Here is a 20,693-nt window from a genome sequence, read left to right as displayed (position 1 = left end):
TCAACGTATGATGCAGTACGGATGGCTATTCGTTAACCGCCAACTATACTCTCTTCTTCGGTCGTCTCTTCTACTGGTTTATAAATATCAACAGGCAGCTTCAGCTGGAGGACTACCGGTTCATGCTGGCCAATAACCGTCCCTTTGGACAGGCTTTGTTCCATTACGTATCCGTCTCCGTTCATACGAATATCTAGCCCGGACAACATTTTAAAACTGAGCACCATTTTTTTCGACCAACCTGTAAAATCAGGTAGTGAAGTTGCGCCTGCTGTCTTTAATAGAATGACAGCCCCTTCTGTAAGTTTAGTGCCCGCTTGAGGGTATTGGTGCTCAATCCGTCCTCCCTCACCAACGACTACAGGATTAAAGCCATCTTGCTTAAGCTGCGCCATCATTTCGGCTGAATCCATACCAACCGTTTTCCCTACAACTGTTGCCTCGATAATATCATCGCCATTTGGCACGATATTCATATATCTTAAACTGCTCTCCATCACTGAGGTAAATAGTTCCGCTACTGGATCTGAACCCGTCTTCCCTTTTGGCAATATCGGTTGCTGTACAATAACATACGTAATGAGCTTCGGATCTTCAATAGGTGCCATTCCGAGGAATGAATAAAGGTAATTGCCATCCCCACTTAAATAGCCTCTCCCGTTTGGATTTGGTATTTCAGCAGTACCTGTTTTGCCTCCAGTTGTATAACCATTGAGTGCAAATTTTTTAGCTGTCCCTTTTTCTCCAGTAACCGTTGAAGCAAGCACTTCTCTCACTTGCTTAGCCGTAGATGCTGATATCGGACTATCATGCACTTCTGGATCTTGTTCTTTGACAATTTCACCCGTATTCGGGTTAGTTATTTTATCAATGACATATGGCTTCATCATAACACCATTATTTGCAATGGACGTCGCTGCTTGAATCATTTGCATCGCCGTCACAGTAGAACCTTGTCCATAGGAGGTTGTCAGTCTTTCAGCCGGATACCTATCCAAAACCACACCTGACGCTTCATTCGGCAAATCAATTCCAGTTTTTTCTCCAAAACCAAATTTCCGAATATATTCTATGAATGTTCTATCACCTAACCGCTCCAATAAATAAGCCATAGAAACGTTAGATGATCTTTGGAAACCTTCTAAATAACTAATCGTTCCCCATCCCTTACGATTAACATCACGGATGGTTTTATCATAAATCGTATATTGCCCCGATTGGAACGAGGCATTCGGATCCCATTTCCCCTCTTCAATAGCAGCGGCCAATGTAAACATTTTCAATGTTGAACCTGGTTCAATTGTTGTTTCAAGTGCGTCATTCAACCAGTTTTCCTTTAATCCCTCCCGTGTAGCAGGGTGGAATGAAGGACGTTGACTCATTGCGAGTATTTCACCCGTTTTTGGGTCCGCCACGACGACAAGCATCTTTTCCGGTGAATATTCACTTTCAACTCGGGTCATTGCATCTTCTACAAAACTTTGTATCGTCTTATCAATTGTGAGCTGAATATCATAGCCATCCTGAGCCGGTGTTATGATTTCTTCCGCCTTCGGTAATTTATTGCCCCAACCATCTGACTGAAAGTTCAATTTCCCGTCTGTACCTGTCAACTCTTTATCATACGTTGACTCAAGCCCCATTTTCCCGACTGTCGATAAATTCCCATCAGCATCTTCTTCGCGCATGGCAAAGCCTATGAGGTAAGAGGCAAAAACACCGTTCGGATAAAATCTTTTTTGATCCTCTAGGAAAAGAATACCCGATAGTTCCTTTTCCTCGAGCTCCTCTCGAATTGCAAGAACCGTTTCGTGACTAATGTCACGCCCTGCTTTTCCTAATTCCAATTGGTATCTTTCCCAGTCAGAGTACTCATTTAGCTTAGCCAAAATTTCCTCTTTCTCAAGCGGGATATAATTAGCCAATACTTCAGCAGTAGCTCCAAAGTTTTCTTTCAAAACATGTCGCGGTTTTTTAGTCCCCTTACTGGCCTTTTCATCCAATATGATAAGCATTTTATAGCTCAGCGTATCTGCAGCAATCAAGGCTCCATTGCGATCAACAATCGTTCCTCGATCTGCTTTCAATATAGATTCCCTTGCATATTTCGCTTCCGCAAGCGTCGCCATAACTCTTCCTTCAGCCTGTCCCGTCGCTTGAATAAAGACCATTCTTCCAAACAAAAGGAAAAAGAGCCCTCCGTAAAGAAAAAACATCAGAAAGGCTCCCCATTGAAATCGAAACTTTTTTTTCTTTTTCATTGTCCTGACACGACCTTTACGTTATTGTCGTTTGGATTCAAACCGAGCTCCTTCGCTTTCTTCCATATTCGGTCATATGTAGATCTTTCCTTTATTAGAATGGCCAGTTCCGTGTTTTGCTTGGATATTTCCGCAATATCTTTGCCAATTACCTGTACTTCCTTGTTTGTCTCATTGATTTGGGCTTGCGTATGTAAAATCATCGTCGAAAAAAGGACGAGAGATGTTGCAAACAGCACGAATAAGAATTTTTCTCCTACAGAAAAGACTTTTCGCGCAGGACGTATTTGCGGTTGCTTTTTCGGTACTTCTGGTACGTCAAGCTCACGTACATATGACGTTTGAAATCTTCTTTGCTCTAATGCCATTTACTAACTTCCCCCTTTACTTTTTTTCAGCAATCCTTAACTTAGCAGATCTAGCCCGTTTATTAGCTTCTATCTCTTGATCATTTGGCACAATCGGCTTCCTTGTCACCAGTTTCAACATCGGTTCCATTCCCTCTGGAATAACCGGCAAGTTCGGCGGTAAATCCGGGTATGAGGATGCCTCTTTAAAAATCGTTTTACATAAACGATCCTCCAGTGAATGAAACGTAATGACACTTATGCGTCCACCTGGATTTAATAATGTAATGGCATCGACTAATGACTCCTCAGCCGCACCAAGTTCATCATTGACGGCAATACGGATTGCTTGGAATACCCTTTTTGCTGGGTGACCACCTGTCCGCCTCTTAGCTGCCGGAATGCCTGCTTTAATTAGTTCAGCAAGCTCAGCAGTTGTACGAATTGGAGATTGCTCACGCGCCGCCTCTATTTTCCGCACGATACTTTTCGAAAACTTCTCTTCGCCATAACGGAAGAAGATGCGCACAAGATCTTCAAATGCCCAGTCATTAACAACGTCATACGCTGTTAATGATGCCTCCATATTCATGCGCATATCAAGTGGAGCATCATGATTATAACTAAATCCACGTTCTGGTGTATCGAGCTGTGGTGATGATACGCCTAAATCATACAGTATTCCATCGACAGATGTGACGCCAATTTTAGCCAATTCCGATTTCAAGTTTCTGAAATTTGAGTGGACAAACGTCACCTGTGGAAGATAATCTTTCAAACGCTCTTTTGCTACTTCAATTGCTGTCGTATCCTGATCGAAACAAATCAGTCTACCTTGTGCTGATAATTTTTTCGCGATTTCCTTACTATGACCTGCTCCTCCGAGCGTACAATCCACGTAAATTCCATCGCTTTTTATATCCAAACCTTCGACGGCTTCGTGAAGTAATACTGTAGTGTGGTTAAACATAGAAACCGCCCACTTTCTTAGATTGTTGTTTCATAACCTGTTTTATTTAGAAATCAAAGTCAATAATGTTTTCTGCGATGTCATTGAAGGATTGTTCAGATTCATCGTAATAGGCATCCCATAACGGTTTTGACCAGATTTCAATTCTTCCTGAAACTCCTAGGACGACACAGTCCTTTTCAACTTTCGCATAGTTCAATAACGATGACGGGATATTAATGCGCCCTTGCTTGTCCAACTCAACTTCCGTCGCACCAGAAAAGAAAAAACGAGTAAATGCACGTGCATCCTTTTTCGTAACAGGCATTGCCTTCAATTTCTCTTCAAGACGATGCCATTCATCCATAGGGTAACCGAAGAGACAATTATCCAAGCCACGAGTCAACACAAAACCGTCGCCAAGATGTTCCCGAAACTTTGAAGGAACAATCAGACGTCCTTTTGTATCAATAGTATGCTGATATTCGCCCATGAACATACTCTTCACCCCACTATATGAAATTAATGTACCACATCCCCCCACATTCCTCCACCTATTTTCTAACATTCATCACTTAAACGCTAAAAATGTGTCAATAGTACTTGTTTCAATGAGATTATTCAGACATCAAGTGTATTACAACTGCTTTATAGATAGAATGACACATACACGAAGCAAACTTTTAACCTAAAAAAACTCTTACCCACAAAACAAATGTGAGTAAGAGTTTTTTCAAAGATAGACGATTTTATGCTTGCCATCCATTTCGAAAGGCAATTGTAGAAGATCCTCGATCAGTGTTGGTCCATAGCTATTCAAATACGAATAGGGTGTGTAGAGACGCTCCTGCAATGATCCTTCTGGGAATAATTCGCCCTCCACTATATCGAATTGCCGAACAGCGATAGCATGTTTTAACAGTAATGCATCTTCAGCTTTATCTTTCAAATACTTCAATTGTTTCTTATGGAACTGTAGATTTTTTTGTACGAGCTTATGCATCATTGTCCCTTGCTCCGCTGACAGCTGCGCAATTTGTTCATACTGACTTTCCAGCATCTTCTCTGTATCATCCAATGACGAATTGAAATTTTCATCACGCAACGACTCGATAAATTGCTCCCTTGCAGTAAACACCTGTCCGGACATAGCATCTTCAACTGTGAAGGATTTTTTGTCTAACACCTGCTTCACTTGTGAACTTACAAGTGTGATAGACATCCTTGGAACGATAATCGGCATTTTCAAACCTAGATGATGAAATGCTTCTTTTAACACTGCCCAATAAGCGATTTCCCCTGGACCACCTACAAAAGCAAGAACCGGGAACACCAAATCCTGCATAATCGGCCTCGTTGCGACATTATTACTCAGTAGCCAAGGTTGTTCTTGCGCAATTTCAAGCATGTCTGTCGTCGTAAATCGTAGACCTGTGCTGTCATTGACAAAATAACCATCTTTTCTTGATAGTAGAACACGTCCTGTCTCATGGACATAAAATATATTTGCTGCATCTTTTTCTGCACCAATTGGAGCTTCAAATCCTTGTGCTGTATATATTTCTTCCTTTTGCGTGATTTTTTCCGCAAGTTGCTCGGATTGTTCAATCAATTGAACAAAATAATTCGTCTCCAGCTGTCGTAACGGTTTATATGCCGAATCGATGAATAATAAACCTTCCTCTTGAAACAACCCATTCATAAGTCGTACAAAAAACTGCGTGAAAGTCTTTTCTTGCTGCACTGCCTCCAGCACTTCATCCAATAAGTCTTTTGTATACGAGGTTTCGCCGAATTTACCAAAGATCCCCTTAACAAAAGAGGTCATTTGCACACTGTCATACGTAGCATCCGATGCCATGAGCTTGAGGACAAACTTTTCACCGTATTGCTGCTTCACTGCACGCCCGTTCAATTCCGTATACGTATGGTTAATTTCATTCAAATCATGGTCTTCACCTGCGACCCAAAAGACCGGAACGACAGGAATACCTAGTGTAGCGCGTTGCTTCTTCGCAAGTAAAATGACAGTAATTGCCTTGTGAACAGAGTAAAGTGGACCCGTCAAAAGGCCAGCCTGTTGACCACCAATAACGGTCACTGCATTTTCCGCAAGCTCTTTTAAATGTTTGTCTGCATTGGCAGATATACCAAAAGGCTCCATGAATGCACGTACTGTCTCTGCTAATTGTCGTCTTTCAAAAGGACGATCGGCAAGCTCCGCCAGTCTGTCAACATACGAGCTTTCTTCCATGTGATTATAATCAAAAAAAGTATGTAAAAATTCCTCATCATTATTATATGCCTGCATTATTTTGTTATTTCCTTGTAATGCCAAAACTTCCAGTTTCATCATTCATGCCCCTTTGTGACTTTAAGTATGAAAAGAGTATAGCATTCTAAGCTACAGGATTGAAAAATAAACGCTTAGACCACGCATATTCAAGTCAAATACTCGATGACCTTCATGATAATACCAACAAATAGCAAAAGGACATAGCTTACTGTTAAAACGAGAAAATATAAGCGCCATGTTTTTCGTAGTAAACGAGTGATTTGAAACTCTTTTACTTTTATTCGTTCCAGAATGACACTAACGATTGCAAGAAGCAAAGCAACTCCTATTATATAGACACCTGCCCCTTCTCCGATAATCGTCCGAAAAATGATATACACGGTTATGAATAGAAAAGGAGTTGTTATGTCAGCGGCAAGTCCGATAACCGATGAAGGCGCCCTCCCTCTCTTTCTCATAATAATAAGGAAGATGAGCGTAACGACATACGGGAATAACAATAATCCTCCAAATATCGTTGAAATAATCCCCATTCACATTCCCTCCCCTCGCTGATTTAAGGCATAAAGCATCGTTTCAAGCATTGTCAATAAAGGTAATGATTGATGACGTTCTTGTGCTTTTCGAAGGACAGCTGTGACAATTGTTTCAATTTCCATCGGACGGGCTGCCAAACAATCTGCTAGCATTGACGACTGATTACGCGATGTCTTTCTGCACACCTCTACCACGTCTTCGTATGATAGAACCTCTGCTATTTCTGGAAACGCATTGATTAGTTCATCAAACAAAGTATCGAACAACTGCCGACAGTAGTCATTTGTGAGCAATTCACCATTTTTCACTTTTAAAATAGCTGTCAATGGATTAATCATACAGTTGATAAGTACTTTGCGCATCATTATTTGTTCGGCATTTATTTCATAACGAATGGGAAACGTTGCGGAATGCGCTTGTCCAACGCTATCAAATAACTGCCTCCCCCCTCTAAAAGGAGCAATTGTTAGCATTCCCACCCCATTATGATTAACCGTTCGATTATCCACCCTGCGCGCTCCATGCTCCACCGTGGCGAAAGCGATATGCGGTAAATTGGTTTTCTCTACTAACGTCATATGACCGATGCCATTTTGAACAAATAATATAGGGTTTTTTACTTCCACTTGCTGCAGTTCAGCAAGGAGATCAGGAATACCTGCATATTTGACAGCTACAATCCACAATGCAGGCGACACCAGCAGGCGGATGTCCGTCGTTGCCCTTACATCGAAAACACTCGCTGTTCCATCCTGGTTGATGCGTTGAATCCCCTCGTCTCGAATAAGTTGCGCTTGCTCTTCCCTTCTTACATAAAATGTTACTGCCATTCCCGCTTCAGCCAAAAACGATCCTAGTAGCAGACCAATTGAGCCTGCACCTGCAATGACTATGTTCATTCGACAGCCCCCCTTATCAATTACGCCTCTGCGTAATTGCGCCCAGATTTTGAATTGAGCTTGAGGCCTACAGGACGTAGGTTATGCAGTCGAGAGGGATTGAACTACATCCCTCTTTGTTGCGACAGGACGTCGCGAACTTAGACTGCCTTCATTATCTCCCTTCAAAATCTGTGGCATCCGCCGGAGGCTTTAACTTTATTCAGCCGGAGGCTGAATGAAGTTAAAAAGGTCCACCTAAGACGGCGGACCTTTTTACTTTGATTCAATTATACAGGATATACCGGGTGTTTTCTCGGTGGCTGTGCAATATCTTTTGAACTATAGAAACGGAATCGCTCTGCCAACACATTTCTCAAACTAGAGGGCGCAACGATTTCATCAATAATCAATTCAGAGGCTAATTTATAAATATCAATTTCCACTTTGTATTCCTGATGTTTTTCTTGTACAAATGCCAGCCGCTCTTTTGGATCTTCAATCGCTTCGATTTTATTTGAGTAAACGGCATTGACGGCCGCCTCTGGTCCCATGACAGCAATTTGAGCAGTTGGAAGCGCAATACAAACATCTGGCTCAAATGCTGGTCCAGCCATCGCATAAAGACCTGCACCGTAGGCTTTTCGAACAATAACAGATATTTTTGGTACCGTTGCAGAGCTCATCGCCATAATTAGTTTGGCACCATGACGGATAATCCCTGCACGCTCCACTTTCGTACCAATCATAAAGCCTGGTACATCAGCAAGGAACAATAGTGGAATCGAAAACGCATCACAAAGCGTAATAAATTTTGTTGCCTTGTCTGCAGAATCAACGAATAACACGCCACCTTTAACTTTAGGTTGGTTTGCTACAATGCCGACAGGCTGCCCTTCGATACGTGCAAAACCAGTAATCAATTCAGGCGCGAACAGCTTTTTAATATCAAAAAAACTGCCCTCGTCAATCAATGCGTCAATCGCTTCATACATATCGAATGGTGCATTTTGATTTTCTGGAATGATTGCTTCTAGTGTCCTACCGGCTTTCGCCTCCACAATATCTCGAAGTGCAGGCTTCTCTGTAAAGTTCGACGGGAAGTACGTTAAATAACGACGAGCTTCAGCAATAGCCTCTTCTTCATTTGCCGCCAACACATCTCCGCAGCCACTTACCGAACAATGCATCCGTGCACCGCCCATTTCCTCAAGTGTCACTTTTTCCCCAATCACTTTCTCAGCCATACGTGGTGAGCCTAAGTACATCGATGCATTACCGTCCACCATAATGACAACATCGCAAAAAGCCGGAATATACGCACCACCTGCAGCTGAAGGTCCGAATAAAATACAAATCTGCGGTATAAATCCAGATAATCTCACCTGATTATGAAAGATTTTTCCTGCGCCACGTCGATTCGGGAACATATCTAACTGATCTGTAATACGTGCCCCAGCAGAATCAACAAGATAGAGCATTGGCACACGATTTTTCTCTGCGATCTCCTGGATACGAATAATTTTTTCAACAGTACGCGCTCCCCAAGAACCTGCTTTTACTGTCGAATCATTTGCCATAACACAAACGGTCTGACCGTCTACTTTCCCCATTGCAGTGACGACGCCATCAGCAGGTAAATCCCCTGCTTCACAGTTAGCAAAACGTCCATCTTCCGTATAATGGCCATCATCAAACAGTAATGCTAATCGATCTCGGACAAAAAGCTTGTGCTGCTCCTTCAATTTGTCATGATATTTCGGATGGCCTCCCGCAAAAATCCCCTGGAGCTTTGCTTCAAGCCTTTCATTGTACCCAGTCATTCCAAACACCCTCCCTATTCCCTTTAGGCTTCGATTGTCAGTAGGACATCTTCTTCATTCACGAAATCGCCAACTTGCACGTTGATAGCTGTCACTTTACCTGCCGATTCTGCTTCAATCGGAATTTCCATTTTCATAGATTCTAGTACAAGTACCACCTGTCCCGCCGCCACTTCTTCCCCAACTGCTACATTTACTGTAAATACTGTTCCTGCCATTGTCGCTATTACTTGTGTCATCATTGTTCCTCCTTTTGTCGTTCCAGCCAAGCTGGTAGTACTGCTGTTGAATAATCACCGGTTAGGAATTCCTCTGATTTCAGGAATTCGTTAAATAAAGAGAGATTCGTTTTTAAACCGGCAATGTCTACTTGTGTAAGAAATGTTTGCGATTGCTGAATTGCTTCATTGCGAGTTGCTGCATGCACGACGACTTTTGCAATTAATGGATCATAAAACGGCGTCACTTTGTCCCCTTCAACGTAACCAGCATCAATGCGGACGCCCGCTACATTTCCCCAGTTGAGTTTTGTAATCGTTCCTGGAGAGGGCATAAATGAAACAGGATCTTCTGCATAGACACGAAACTCAATGGCATGACCTGTTAACTGAATAGCCTCTTGATCTTTCACTGGTAGCTCATTACCTTTAGCAACTTCAAGTTGCCAGTTAACAAGATCATAGCCCGTTACTAATTCTGTGACGGGGTGTTCAACTTGTAGCCTTGTATTCATTTCGAGAAAATAAAATTGGTTGTTATCATCGACAATAAATTCGACAGTCCCCGCATTTTTATAACCTACCGCTTTCGCCGCATCGACCGCAGCTTGTAACAATCGCCGTCTTGCTTCTTCTGGTAGATGAGGAGAAGGTGATTCCTCAATCACTTTTTGATTGCGACGCTGCACAGAACAATTTCGCTCAAACAGATGAACGATATTCCCTTGATGGTCCCCAAAAATTTGCACTTCAATATGACGGGCATTAGTGACAAACTTTTCTAGAAATACAACATCATCACCAAAATAAGCTTTAGCGCGGGTTTTGATCGATTGAAAATGTTGACTGAGCGCTTGCTCATTTTCACACCGAATCATACCGATTCCTCCGCCTCCTGCGCTCGCTTTCAGCATGACTGGATATCCGATGTCTGCTGCTGCTTGCACCGCTTCCTCTAGCGAGGCAACTCCTTCATCAGTTCCCGGCACAACCGGCACCCCAGCCGCTTGCATCGTCCCACGCGAACCAATTTTGTCACCCATTTTATCAATCGTATCCGCGTCAGGTCCGATGAATAGCATACCTGCCTGTTGAATTTTACGTACAAATTCAGCATTTTCCGATAGTAATCCATAACCTGGATGGATGGCTTCCGCCCCTGCGCGAATTGCAATATCGATTATATCGTCCGCTTTTAAATAGGATTGTTGAACTTGTGCAGGTCCGAGCAAAAACGACTCATCTGCTTCTTTAACGAATGGCATTTCCGCATCTGCTTCCGAATAAACAGCAACCGTTTTAATGCCAAGACGCTGACAAGTTTTGATGATTCTAAGAGCGATTTCCCCACGATTCGCAATCAACACCTTTTGCATAATCATCCCCCTAACTTTTGAACATGAACTTCCATTCCTTCTTTAGTGTAAACGATAAATGAAACCGTTTTCAACCCTTGTCGTAAAAAAACATTTTTTTATAGTCTCGAGCGAGTCAATTATCTTTTTAATAAAAATCGTTCTACCGCCTCATGGTGCGCTTTACTTTCCCATAGCAATGAGCATTGACGTGCTTCCTCAAGCATACGATCACGCATGAAATCAGCTGTCCACTTACGTATAGCAATTGTCTTATATGCGCGATGGACAGACGGATGGATGTTGGACATTTTAGTTAAGAAACTTGTGAGCCCCTCCTCAGCACTCCCCTTATATAACTCCGTCGCCCATCCAGCATCCAACAGCTGATCTGCTGTATGAATTTCTGCCTCTGACAGCAAACGGAATACCCGGTCATGCTTTCCGTCCTTTTCGAATAGTAATGTTGCGCCACCCCAACCCGTCGTAATCGCCAACGTCCCCTGGATAAATCCAGCCTTCGTGTGTGATGAAACCAATCTGTAATCACAGGCGGTCGCAATCTCACAGCCACCACCGACAGCCGCACCGTTAACGACTGCAATTACAGGCATTGGTAGTGTTGCGACTCGATACAATAAAACCGCCATTTTACTCAACATCGGAAATGCATCATCCGCAGTCTGCAAACCATGAAATTCAGCTAGGTCGCCACCCGAACAAAAAGCCCGATTCCCCGCACCCGTTATGACCGCAAAAGCAACAGCTGGATTGTCCTCAATTTGATTTAGAAATTGTTCGAGCCCTTCCATAACGGCCCCATTCACCGCATTGCGCATTTCGGGTCGGTCAATCGTAAACGTAGCGATATTGTTTTCAATATGAATGTTATAAGACATGTCCATTCCCTCACATTTCATTTTTTATGTCTAGCTTCGTCTTCAGATGTTTGGAGGTCCACAAGATGTGGGTTACACAGTCGTTGCCACAAAGAGCGCCGCATCGCCAGTCTGTCTTATGCCTGCCGTATCTAAACGGTCGTCTCCGCATTTCTATGTACAGAAAAAGGTCACCGTGAGCCATGGTCTCACGGTGACCTTCATAGGCCAATCTTATTATTCGCCTACTACTTCTTTTCCTTTGTAATGTCCGCATGATTTACAAATGCGGTGAGCCAATTTGATTTCGCCACAGTTATCACAAGTAGTCATTCCCGGTACTTGCAATTTATAATGCGTACGGCGCTTGTTTTTAACTGTTTTGGATGTTCTTCTTTTTGGTACAGCCATCTGGGGCACCTCCTTACGTTCGCCTTATTCGTCCTTGGATTCAAAGAACTTTGCCAAATCAGCAAGTCTAGGATCCACTTTCTTCGCCTTTTCCTCACGGAGCTTGGCGGTGTACTCCTCGTCGGTTGTATATGACCAGCCTTGTCCTTTTGCTTGCTTCATATTATCAGCATTAGGGCTAAATATTTGAAGCGGCACTTCCAGGAGGACGAGCTCCTCAAAGACAGGGGTTAGATCGACGGTTTCGCCCACAACGGGGTGAATCTCATCGTCTGCTGCAAGAATCGTTTCATCCCAGCTGAATTGTTCATCAGCATCGATTATAAACGGTAACTCTACATCTTCCCATGTACGGGAACAAGGCAATATCATTGTACCTTCAAGCCGGAATCGGCAGGTCAATTTCTTAGAACCGATTGTACAACTTCCGGTCACTCGGACAGGCGTAATATTCCGGATTTCCGGATTCCGTTTCTTGACGGATTCAAGGTCGACAGCTTCGTCAAGCGGCATCGCACCTTGCCTGTATTTCTGTAATTGATGGATTGACCATTTCATGTCTATCACCTCAAGACAACAATGTTGATTATATAATGGGAGAAAAGGGATGTCAAGATATTTTCTTGTCACTTCATCAGCCGCATAGGTATAATTACAATACATTGTAACAAAGGGGGAACCAATTTGAAAGCAACGGGGATTGTTGTTGAATATAATCCATTTCATAATGGACATGCCTATCATGCATTGCAAAGTAAAGAGATAACTGGAGCAGATATTGTCATTGCTGTCATGAGTGGTAATTTCCTGCAACGAGGAGAGCCTGCATTCGTCGATAAATGGACGCGTACTAAAATGGCACTGTCTAATGGCGTCGACATTGTTTTTGAGCTTCCTTACGCATTTGCTACCGCTAATGCTCCAATCTTCGCGAAGGGCGCTATTCAGCTGCTAGACGCCTCACAGTGCAGTTCTTTTTGCTTCGGCAGTGAGGACGGTGAAATTGAACCGCTTGAAAGAAGTCTTCACCTTATCCAACAAGCAGGAACACTCTACGATCAAGCCGTAAAAGAAGCGACAAAACGAGGACTTAGTTATCCAAAAGCTTTAAATGAAGCCTATAAAGCAGCTGCCCACTCCTCCAATACACAAGGCACACTAGCTGACTTATCAAAACCCAATAATATATTGGGCTTTCATTATATGCAATCGGCTTTAGATATCCAATCAACGATGACAGCTACAACAATCCCACGCATCGTTGCGCAATACCATGATGATGTAATTATGGGCAATCGAATCGCAAGTGCTACCGGAATCCGAAAATCGTTTTTCGAATCAGATAATTTGTCTACGGTGACAGATTACATTCCACAAACGACACGGCAAGGTCTCCTTGATTGGCAGGCTACACAGCAGACATTCGGCAATTGGCAGTCCTTTTATCCACAACTTCGTTTCACCATTTTGCGGGAAGGACCCGAGCGTCTTAGAGCGATTGCTGACATTACAGAAGGTATTGAGAACCTGTTGTATCGAGCAGCTACCAACCATGGAACATTCGACGGGTTCATGCGCGAAGTAAAATCCAAAAGATATACGTGGACGCGGATTCAGCGCATGTTGACTCATATTTTTACCGGCTTTACTTATGCCATGCGTCGCGACATATCTGATCCATCCTATTTACGACTGCTCGGCATGACACAGACAGGAAGACTATATTTGAATGAACATAAAAAAAAGCTTAAGCTGCCTATTGTAAGCAGAGCAGCCGCCTTTTCAAATCCGTCCTTAGCGGTAGATATCCATACTGCTAATATGTATGCACTCGGCATCGGTAACGGGACTGACGATTCCCGCATCGGTGTCGATTACAATAGACATCCCATTATCGTTTAAACGATAATGACGCATTGTAGGCATTTCCCTATAATGCGTCATTATTTTTATTTTTCTTCTAATCCAGCCAAATAATCCAGTGCATCATCGATTGTTTTCACGGGTACGATTTTCATCTTCGTACCTATCTTTTCAGCCATTTCTACCGCTTCTTCATAATTCGTCTGAATACCTGGATTTCGCTCCCTCACTTCATCTGGCAAATCATCGTCAGGTGCAAAGAAAATGTCAATGTTTTTACGGGCTGCAGCGATAACCTTGAAATCAGCCCCACCAATTCGTCCGACAGTACCATCCTCCAGCATTTCTCCCGTTCCGGCGATATTATAGCCTTTTGTCAAGTCTTCATCGAGTAGTTGGTTCATAATTTCAAGTGTGAACATCAGTCCGGCAGAAGGACCACCGATATTGGATGTTTGGAATTCCACCTTAGGGTCTGTGATGGGCACTCGATCCTCTTCAAATTGGACACCAAGTCCTGGACGCCCTTCACTGCCCGGAATTTCTTTTAAAGTAATGGGTACATCCCGCAGCTTATCGTCTCTTTCTACAGAAAGTAAAACCTTGTCACCCATTTTCTTGTCGGACATTTGTTCAAAAAACTGACCCGATTTTTCAAGGAGAAATCCGTCCACTGCATGGATTCGATCTCCTGCCTCTAACAAACCGGCTGCCGCACCATCCTTAAGCACCAGCATGACAAAAATTCCGTTAAATTGGATTTCGACAGGTAATTTCGCCTTGTCATAGGCAACAGTAATAGCGCTAAACTGTGAGCCTGACATCATTCTTTTCTGCCGTATATTGTATTCCCTATCATCTTCTCCGTCTTTTCTCACTTTATTAGCCGGTAGAATTTTTTTCTCATCCGAAAACTTTGCTAACGTATAGGAAAAAGGAGTTGCTTTAGCGACGGATATTGTCATGAGACTAAATGTCCCTTCGTCATCGCGATCCCCGTCACTTACTTCAACAAACGGCTCCAAACTATATGCGCCACCCGGTTGGGATATATAAGTATCCAACGGGTAAACAAGTAAAATTGCTAAAATGACAAGCACTACGCCCATTACGCCAAGTTTTTTCTTTGCCAATTTATATGCACCTCCGTTAATAGCCTGTACTTTCTTATCATATATATAAGTGTAACAGTGAAAAAAGAATATAATTTCATCAATTATATCATGTAGAATTTACACTCGAGAGGAGTTGAATGCTTGGAAAACAGAGTACCCGCTCGCCTAACAAATACGATAAATATTGCCGTCGTCTGGGGATTCATTATCCTTTTCATTTGGCAACCTAGCATCGCACACGATGGAGCTGTGTCCGGTACACAACTTTTCGTCCATGCATTACTCCCTTATTTACTTCCTTATATCATTTTGACACAATGGCTATTAAAAATACCAAGTCACGCACCACAAAGAGCTAAATGGCACCGCTATGTTAAAGCCTACTTACTTGGATCATTTGGGGGATTCCCAGTCGGGGCAGTCACGGTAACCGAAATGATGAAAAACGGTGAATTATCACAGCGACAAAGCAGTTTACTGCTTGCTGCCTGCCATGCGCCCGGACCGATGTTTATCATCGGCTTCGTTGGCACAGAGCTTTTCGGTAACATTAGCGCGGGCTGGAAATTACTTATGGCCATCCACATCGCCAATATTTTATTTTTTTTAATATCCCTATTGCTTCTGCTTCGTACAAATGACTTAGACTCTCGCCCAATTCAGCCTATAAAAAACAATAATAACATACCATTACTTGATGCTATTAAGGAAAGTTCAACAGTCATTATTCTTGTCGCAACGACTGTTATTTTCTTTTCATCTCTCGGAATGGTGCTATCAACAATTGGGACCTCTACATTTTCAGTCGATACAGGTATCGCAAAAACAGTCACCCTATCCTTTTTGGAAATGACGTCTGGCGTTAAATCTGCAACCGACCACTTCTATGGTCAGCCCTTCTTTCCATTTCTCATCGCCGCAATCATTTCACTCAACGGACTTAGCATTCATATGCAGGTGTACGTTATAGCTAAAACCTGTAACATCTCCATGCTTCCTTATGTTGTCGGAAGAATATGGAGTGTCATCCTTGTTCCACTCATCTTTTTTTTAATTTTTTAAATAAAAAACGGTTATGGCGAAAAGCTACTTTCACCATAACCATTCTTTACGCTTCAAATTTCTTTTTCAAAGCCTCTTCGACTTGCTTCGGTACGAGCTCAGAAATAGCACCGCCATACTTAGCCACTTCTTTCACAATGCTTGAGCTAAGGAAGGAGTACTGATTGTTCGTCATGATGAAAAACGTTTCAATCGTTTCGTCAAGCACTCGGTTCATCGAGGTAATTTGCATTTCGTATTCAAAATCTGTAACTGCCCGTAGACCACGGACAACCGCCGTCGCGCCAACATTTTTTGCATAATCAATCATCAACCCTGCAGATGCCTCTACTTTCACATTCGGAATTGTAGCTGTTACAACGCGAATCAGTTCCACTCGCTCTTCAGCAGTGAAAAGCGAATTCTTTGCTGAATTGTTCATAACGACGACATTAACTTGGCCAAAAACCCGTGCCGCACGCTTGATAATATCAAGATGCCCATTTGTCAATGGATCGAAACTTCCCGGCACAACCGCTATTTTAGACAATAGTGAAACCTCATTTCTCATAAATAGATACAGCGCTATTTCCATACACTGAACTTTTTATTTTGTGATAAGAACCGTATGATTCTGGTAATACCAATTGCTTATCATGCTCACAAATAATAGCGGCATTATCCGTCAGTAAGTCTGCTTCAACAAAGTCCCTTGCTAAATCATAAAATGCTACTTCTGCATAAGGCGGGTCAATAAACAATAACTTTGCCTTCTTAGTCGTTGCTTGTAAAACTGCAACTGAGCTCCGCGCATCTGCTCGTTGGATATGTATTTGCTCTGTAAAACGACATTTTTCCGCATTCGCCGTAATGATGGCGCACGCCTTTGCATTTTTTTCGAATACAAACGCCTCATCCACACCTCTTGATAACGCCTCAAGAGACAATGAGCCACTACCACCAAACAACTCCACAGCTACTCCCCCGTCAAAGTATGGACCTATTCTATTGAAAATGGATTCCTTCACTTTATCGGATGTTGGGCGTGTTTCTGTCCCCGCTAATGATTTCAGAGGAATACCTTTTCGTGTTCCTGCAACAACCCTCACTCAATGACCTCCTCTAGTACCGTTGATAAATTAACGATATCAATTGTCTCTGCCGTTTTATCAATCGTTAGAAGGAATAAGCGCCTAAACCAACTTTCTTCAAAGTAAACTTCACCTGATAGCACCTCAAACGGAGACGTTCTAACATCAAATTTCCGTTCATTATATACATAAAACGGCTCTTTTCTTGGAAATCTAAACTTTCTACCTTCTTTTTCAATGTACAGGGATTGTTCGTTTGCCGTAACGGTATAGCCTAGATGATTTAAAATAGACTTTGCAGGATACAGCGATTTACCATCCTTCAAAACAATACCGATATCTGCATAGCTTGTACCATCCACTCGTACTTCTCGCGTATCTTCAAAAAGGAATAGATGATCTGCCGTGTCTTTTTGAATCGCTGTCTTAAAGTAAGATGTCTTAAAGCCCGTCACTTCTTTAATTAAATCATCCATTACAGATGCATTCATCACTTGTCCTGCCTTGCTATTCACAGCTTCTTTTAAATGTGCAAGCTCTTCAGGAGTAAGTGCAACAATTAGCTTGTCATAGGCTCGTCGGGATTGCTCCGTGCCTATTGCTGTATCTCCCAAAATAGAAGCTAGTACCTCTACCAGCAACCGTTCCTGCTGTGGAATTGAAAAACGTGCATCCATAGCAGCTGTTAAAAATAAATCTGATGCTTTATTAATATCCGCATTGCCTGAAACAATAAATCGCTGTGATTGAACAGCTACACTCGTTTGGTCAATGATGAAAGCCGAGTGATCGGCTCCAATCGTTTCTAGTGCCGCATCAACCGCTTGGAACTGCTCAGTATTGCTTGTAGTTCCATAGACAGCTAACTTTTGTCCTTCAAAGACAAGCGGCAAGCTATTTTGCTGCCAATACAAATCCTGGACTCCTCCCGAGCCCTGGAAAAATGTATAATCAATCAGATCCATTTGTTTTGAACCAACTTGCTCCAAACCGTTTACCCACATACCACCACTTCTTGTTTCATCAGTAATATGAAATAATGTTGAAGAAACTGTCGCACCTTGAAGTGTTACAAACGGTTCATGATATAGCAATGCTTGTTGTTTGGAACCTTCTTTAAGTATTTTATATGAAATAGATTGTTTTTTATTATCGCCATCCACAAATGCTGTTAAGCTAGCATCTAAACGTCCACAAGAAATGGCATCAAAGGCGTAGCACGAACGCTCCGTACTTACTTCCGGCCAAATAATTTCATGGCGCCCCTCCGATAAGCCATTAAAATGGTGGCGAATATATAAAGCGTCTGAACGATTCATCACTTCAATTTCCTGCTGATATGTTAGCGCGCTTGAGTCCTTTGCAATGACATCTCCCGCTTGTTTATAATGCATATAGACAAGCAGTGTATTGACAATGAGAAGAAGGGCAACTGTCCGTCCGATAAATTTCAAGTTCTACACTCCTATGCATGTTATAATTGGCGTAATTTAGAAAGGTAGTGTTATGTATGATATTAAATCAACAATTTATAGAGCTTGGAGAAGGTTTTGGAGACGTTTACGAATTATGTGAGCTTATCCATACAAACAGCAGTCGTTTACATAAGACTTTCATCCTAGCTTCCCCCACGCCATCCGGCCATGCACTATCATTGGCGGTTGCCTTCGCGCCTGCAAATGAAGGATTTTTTATGCCTGTCTATATTTGCAGAGAGGGAATCATCCAACAGGATAGTCAAAAATCGAAACGTAGATTGCTGTTTGAAGAAGCTGCTGAAAAAGCAGGCAGTACACCCGTTTACATTGAATTGAAGCATTCATCAGCATTCGAAGAACGTACGCTGTTCTTTCAATATGTAACAGGTATTTTGCGGCTTAACAACCTTCTTCCGCCTTTACGTTAAATTTTACAATCCAGCTTTATAGTCGTATTCCTTCGCCTTATCCGGCTTGGCATTTTCATATTCTGTTTTCACGAAAGGTCGATAGGATGGTAGCACTTTTTTCACTGAAGGAAGACGTTCTATTTTGCTCATGACAGTATCGACATCCTCCATATTGCAATAAAGGACAACGTACTTCATCTTACGAGATATATAATGGACATGCCCATATTTCCGAAATGATTTTGCCTGTTTTAAATGTTGAAGATAGACAATAATTCCTTGTCGTTCGACCATAGATTTCCCCTCTTTCCTTATCCCATACAATACCATAGGAATACGAAACTAGGCAATAAGTTCACTGTATCCTCATATTACATTGCTGACAGCATCATTCTTATGCCTTATAATAAAAAAGTATATGTAAACGAGGGGGATCCTTAATGGGTAGAAAAACAAAAGTAGCTCTCACGGTAGGTGCGGCAAGCGTCGCTGCTTGGGCCGCTTCTAAAGTGGTCGCAAAACCTATTCCACGTGAAGGAAAAGAAGCACTCGACTTCGACAAACCAGTCGTTCTCGCTCATCAGGGTGGACGTTCAGAAGCACCAGAAAATACACTAGCTGCTTTTTCCAAAGCAGCTGAACTTGGCGTGCATGGATTTGCCGTTGATATTCGTTTAACAAAAGATGAAGAAATTATTGTCTTTCATGATGAATTTGCCGATCGGACTACAGATTTCTCTGGAAGAATTACCGATTACACACTAAGCGAATTAAAAAAAGCAGATGCAGGCTATCGTTTTGAAGATGATGCTGGTCATTATCCTTATCGCGGGCTAGGTGAAAGTATTGTCACCTTACGCGAGCTATTAGAACAATTCCCGCACATGTTAATCGCCATTAATCTAAAAGATTCGCCCGACACATATGAAGGAAGTTTAATGCCATCTAAACTGTGGAGGCTTCTCAATGAGCTTGGTGTTGAGGATCGTGTGACTGTAACGGGATCTTATGACGAGCAAATAGACCGATTCAATTTATACGCTCAAAACCGAGTGGCTACGGGGGCGGGAGATGGAGAAGTAAAAAAAGCCTATGCAGCTTTTACAAGTAAATTAGGTCATTTATATAGTCCACGTGCCGATTTGTTTAGGGTTTCTGAAAAATTAGGTATTTTTCCACTCGGCACAGAAGGTTTTATCCATTTCCTGAAACAATTAAACGTCCGCGTTTATTTCGAGGATGTTACTGATAGAGATTCATTCATTAAGTTATTATCTATAGGCGCAAGCGGTTTCATCACAGATCGACCAACTATGGTCATGGAAATTATTCAGGAGCATATCGGTGAATAAAACAAAAAGGTTGCCTGCATATCGACTGTCCGATATACAGGCAACCTTTTTCACTGGATCATTTCCAGTTCGCTTTCGGCAATTGATGGACGACAGAATAAACGTGAAAAAGATGTGTCTAGAAATGACTTCGTCATTTCTAGACACATCTTTTTCGGTCATCTTGTTGTACATCATTGCCTGTCGCATACCTACAATAACCAAGTGAAAAATACTGTTTCTTGGGAAGAAGGGAACAGATTTATTTGTGTATAGTGAGTAAGTTCCCGAAGATGAAATTTCGGGAACTATAGCACGTTGAAAAAAGTATTCGATTCTTAAATTCTCGTAAAGTTAATGAAAAGTTACACTTGATTAGAGATATACCACTTCTGCCATGTTGTTTTCCAG

22 protein-coding genes are annotated in these 20,693 nt (G+C 42.3%); 4 read left to right on the top strand and 18 right to left on the bottom strand.

The window, feature by feature from the left end:
* Positions 1 to 32 precede the first annotated feature (32 nt).
* The 13 genes from R2B77_RS03450 to R2B77_RS03390 form a co-directional block, all read right to left on the bottom strand.
* Positions 33 to 2,216, bottom strand: a complete 2,184-nt coding sequence (locus tag R2B77_RS03450) for a penicillin-binding protein (RefSeq protein WP_203246140.1) — start codon at positions 2,214 to 2,216, stop codon at positions 33 to 35.
* 41 nt (positions 2,217 to 2,257) lie between these two features.
* On the bottom strand, positions 2,258 to 2,629 hold the full coding sequence (gene ftsL, locus R2B77_RS03445; protein WP_203246139.1) for a cell division protein FtsL: 372 nt from the start codon (positions 2,627 to 2,629) through the stop codon (positions 2,258 to 2,260).
* A gap of 16 nt (positions 2,630 to 2,645) precedes the next feature.
* Complete coding sequence (rsmH, locus tag R2B77_RS03440) at positions 2,646 to 3,578, bottom strand: 16S rRNA (cytosine(1402)-N(4))-methyltransferase RsmH (protein ID WP_203246138.1); 933 nt, start codon at positions 3,576 to 3,578, stop codon at positions 2,646 to 2,648.
* A 46-nt stretch (positions 3,579 to 3,624) separates the two neighbouring features.
* Positions 3,625 to 4,056 carry a division/cell wall cluster transcriptional repressor MraZ gene (gene mraZ / locus R2B77_RS03435; protein ID WP_203246137.1) on the bottom strand — a complete coding sequence of 144 codons (432 nt, stop codon included), beginning with the start codon at positions 4,054 to 4,056 and terminating at the stop codon, positions 3,625 to 3,627.
* A 234-nt stretch (positions 4,057 to 4,290) separates the two neighbouring features.
* On the bottom strand, positions 4,291 to 5,910 hold the full coding sequence (gene bshC / locus R2B77_RS03430; protein ID WP_203246136.1) for a bacillithiol biosynthesis cysteine-adding enzyme BshC: 1,620 nt from the start codon (positions 5,908 to 5,910) through the stop codon (positions 4,291 to 4,293).
* Positions 5,911 to 5,999: 89 nt separating this feature from the next.
* A complete protein-coding gene (locus R2B77_RS03425) occupies positions 6,000 to 6,386 on the bottom strand; it encodes a DUF3397 domain-containing protein (protein ID WP_203246135.1) in 387 nt (128 codons plus the stop codon).
* Positions 6,387 to 7,289, bottom strand: coding sequence for a ketopantoate reductase family protein (locus R2B77_RS03420; protein ID WP_203246134.1), 903 nt, complete (start codon positions 7,287 to 7,289; stop codon positions 6,387 to 6,389).
* A gap of 269 nt (positions 7,290 to 7,558) precedes the next feature.
* Positions 7,559 to 9,091: an acyl-CoA carboxylase subunit beta gene (locus tag R2B77_RS03415; protein ID WP_203246133.1), complete on the bottom strand. Its 1,533-nt coding sequence runs from the start codon at positions 9,089 to 9,091 to the stop codon at positions 7,559 to 7,561.
* 23 nt (positions 9,092 to 9,114) lie between these two features.
* Complete coding sequence (locus R2B77_RS03410) at positions 9,115 to 9,330, bottom strand: acetyl-CoA carboxylase biotin carboxyl carrier protein subunit (protein WP_203246132.1); 216 nt, start codon at positions 9,328 to 9,330, stop codon at positions 9,115 to 9,117.
* Complete coding sequence (locus R2B77_RS03405) at positions 9,330 to 10,685, bottom strand: acetyl-CoA carboxylase biotin carboxylase subunit (protein ID WP_203246131.1); 1,356 nt, start codon at positions 10,683 to 10,685, stop codon at positions 9,330 to 9,332. The genes R2B77_RS03410 and R2B77_RS03405 overlap by 1 nt, the downstream gene beginning before the upstream one ends.
* A 119-nt stretch (positions 10,686 to 10,804) precedes the next feature.
* Entirely contained in the window at positions 10,805 to 11,563 is a 759-nt protein-coding gene (locus R2B77_RS03400) for an enoyl-CoA hydratase/isomerase family protein (RefSeq protein WP_203246130.1), read from the bottom strand.
* A gap of 216 nt (positions 11,564 to 11,779) precedes the next feature.
* Positions 11,780 to 11,953, bottom strand: a complete 174-nt coding sequence (gene rpmF, locus R2B77_RS03395; RefSeq protein WP_203246129.1) for a 50S ribosomal protein L32 — start codon at positions 11,951 to 11,953, stop codon at positions 11,780 to 11,782.
* 24 nt (positions 11,954 to 11,977) lie between these two features.
* Positions 11,978 to 12,511: a YceD family protein gene (locus R2B77_RS03390; RefSeq protein ID WP_203246128.1), complete on the bottom strand. Its 534-nt coding sequence runs from the start codon at positions 12,509 to 12,511 to the stop codon at positions 11,978 to 11,980.
* A gap of 126 nt (positions 12,512 to 12,637) precedes the next feature.
* On the opposite strand from R2B77_RS03390, the gene R2B77_RS03385 reads away from it, so the two are divergent.
* Positions 12,638 to 13,855 (top strand): nucleotidyltransferase, encoded by a 1,218-nt coding sequence (locus tag R2B77_RS03385; RefSeq protein ID WP_203246127.1) that lies wholly within the window; start codon positions 12,638 to 12,640, stop codon positions 13,853 to 13,855.
* 47 nt (positions 13,856 to 13,902) lie between these two features.
* Here the strand turns inward: R2B77_RS03385 and R2B77_RS03380 are convergent, their stop codons facing one another.
* Positions 13,903 to 14,949 (bottom strand): SepM family pheromone-processing serine protease, encoded by a 1,047-nt coding sequence (locus R2B77_RS03380; RefSeq protein ID WP_203246126.1) that lies wholly within the window; start codon positions 14,947 to 14,949, stop codon positions 13,903 to 13,905.
* Between the two features lie 123 nt (positions 14,950 to 15,072).
* Between R2B77_RS03380 and R2B77_RS03375 the strand changes: the two genes are divergently transcribed.
* Positions 15,073 to 15,993 (top strand): hypothetical protein, encoded by a 921-nt coding sequence (locus R2B77_RS03375; protein WP_203246125.1) that lies wholly within the window; start codon positions 15,073 to 15,075, stop codon positions 15,991 to 15,993.
* A gap of 46 nt (positions 15,994 to 16,039) precedes the next feature.
* On the opposite strand, the gene coaD is transcribed toward R2B77_RS03375, so the two are convergent.
* Genes coaD through R2B77_RS03360 form a run of 3 tightly spaced genes read right to left on the bottom strand, consistent with a single transcriptional unit; the run spans position 16,040 to position 18,517 of the window.
* Positions 16,040 to 16,522: a pantetheine-phosphate adenylyltransferase gene (gene coaD, locus R2B77_RS03370; protein WP_203246124.1), complete on the bottom strand. Its 483-nt coding sequence runs from the start codon at positions 16,520 to 16,522 to the stop codon at positions 16,040 to 16,042.
* A gap of 10 nt (positions 16,523 to 16,532) precedes the next feature.
* The gene (gene rsmD / locus R2B77_RS03365) at positions 16,533 to 17,081 is read right to left on the bottom strand and encodes a 16S rRNA (guanine(966)-N(2))-methyltransferase RsmD (RefSeq protein ID WP_203246123.1); all 549 of its coding nucleotides are present in this window, start codon (positions 17,079 to 17,081) and stop codon (positions 16,533 to 16,535) included.
* Complete coding sequence (locus R2B77_RS03360) at positions 17,078 to 18,517, bottom strand: hypothetical protein (protein ID WP_203246122.1); 1,440 nt, start codon at positions 18,515 to 18,517, stop codon at positions 17,078 to 17,080. Before R2B77_RS03360 ends, rsmD begins: the two co-directional genes overlap by 4 nt.
* Positions 18,518 to 18,573: 56 nt before the next feature.
* On the opposite strand from R2B77_RS03360, the gene R2B77_RS03355 reads away from it, so the two are divergent.
* Positions 18,574 to 18,969, top strand: coding sequence for a DUF7147 family protein (locus tag R2B77_RS03355; RefSeq protein WP_203246121.1), 396 nt, complete (start codon positions 18,574 to 18,576; stop codon positions 18,967 to 18,969).
* A 3-nt stretch (positions 18,970 to 18,972) separates the two neighbouring features.
* On the opposite strand, the gene R2B77_RS03350 is transcribed toward R2B77_RS03355, so the two are convergent.
* Entirely contained in the window at positions 18,973 to 19,245 is a 273-nt protein-coding gene (locus tag R2B77_RS03350; RefSeq protein WP_203246120.1) for a YlbG family protein, read from the bottom strand.
* A 146-nt stretch (positions 19,246 to 19,391) separates the two neighbouring features.
* Here R2B77_RS03350 and R2B77_RS03345 point away from each other — a divergent pair, with 146 nt between their 5' ends.
* Positions 19,392 to 20,303 (top strand): glycerophosphodiester phosphodiesterase family protein, encoded by a 912-nt coding sequence (locus R2B77_RS03345; RefSeq protein WP_203246119.1) that lies wholly within the window; start codon positions 19,392 to 19,394, stop codon positions 20,301 to 20,303.
* Positions 20,304 to 20,693 lie beyond the last annotated feature (390 nt).

The organism is Sporosarcina beigongshangi, from assembly GCF_033485195.1.
In the GTDB taxonomy this organism is placed as follows: domain Bacteria; phylum Bacillota; class Bacilli; order Bacillales_A; family Planococcaceae; genus Sporosarcina; species Sporosarcina beigongshangi.
The sequence above is the reverse complement of the archived record's forward strand: the minus strand, read 5'-3'. Positions and strand labels throughout refer to the sequence as shown.

Bases quoted from the DNA above. Each gene is read 5' to 3' on its own strand.
- rpmF (WP_203246129.1), bottom strand. From the start codon at position 11,953: ATGGCTGTACCAAAAAGAAGAACATCCAAAACAGTTAAAAACAAGCGC.
- R2B77_RS03350 (WP_203246120.1), bottom strand. From the start codon at position 19,245: ATGGTCGAACGACAAGGAATTATTGTCTATCTTCAACATTTAAAACAG.
- R2B77_RS03410 (WP_203246132.1), bottom strand. From the start codon at position 9,330: ATGACACAAGTAATAGCGACAATGGCAGGAACAGTATTTACAGTAAAT.
- R2B77_RS03420 (WP_203246134.1), bottom strand. From the start codon at position 7,289: ATGAACATAGTCATTGCAGGTGCAGGCTCAATTGGTCTGCTACTAGGA.
- R2B77_RS03355 (WP_203246121.1), top strand. From the start codon at position 18,574: ATGATATTAAATCAACAATTTATAGAGCTTGGAGAAGGTTTTGGAGAC.
- R2B77_RS03405 (WP_203246131.1), bottom strand. From the start codon at position 10,685: ATGCAAAAGGTGTTGATTGCGAATCGTGGGGAAATCGCTCTTAGAATC.
- R2B77_RS03390 (WP_203246128.1), bottom strand. From the start codon at position 12,511: ATGAAATGGTCAATCCATCAATTACAGAAATACAGGCAAGGTGCGATG.
- R2B77_RS03425 (WP_203246135.1), bottom strand. From the start codon at position 6,386: ATGGGGATTATTTCAACGATATTTGGAGGATTATTGTTATTCCCGTAT.
- R2B77_RS03415 (WP_203246133.1), bottom strand. From the start codon at position 9,091: ATGACTGGGTACAATGAAAGGCTTGAAGCAAAGCTCCAGGGGATTTTT.
- R2B77_RS03345 (WP_203246119.1), top strand. From the start codon at position 19,392: ATGGGTAGAAAAACAAAAGTAGCTCTCACGGTAGGTGCGGCAAGCGTC.
- bshC (WP_203246136.1), bottom strand. From the start codon at position 5,910: ATGAAACTGGAAGTTTTGGCATTACAAGGAAATAACAAAATAATGCAG.
- ftsL (WP_203246139.1), bottom strand. From the start codon at position 2,629: ATGGCATTAGAGCAAAGAAGATTTCAAACGTCATATGTACGTGAGCTT.
- R2B77_RS03400 (WP_203246130.1), bottom strand. From the start codon at position 11,563: ATGTCTTATAACATTCATATTGAAAACAATATCGCTACGTTTACGATT.
- rsmH (WP_203246138.1), bottom strand. From the start codon at position 3,578: ATGTTTAACCACACTACAGTATTACTTCACGAAGCCGTCGAAGGTTTG.
- R2B77_RS03450 (WP_203246140.1), bottom strand. From the start codon at position 2,216: ATGTTTTTTCTTTACGGAGGGCTCTTTTTCCTTTTGTTTGGAAGAATG.
- mraZ (WP_203246137.1), bottom strand. From the start codon at position 4,056: ATGTTCATGGGCGAATATCAGCATACTATTGATACAAAAGGACGTCTG.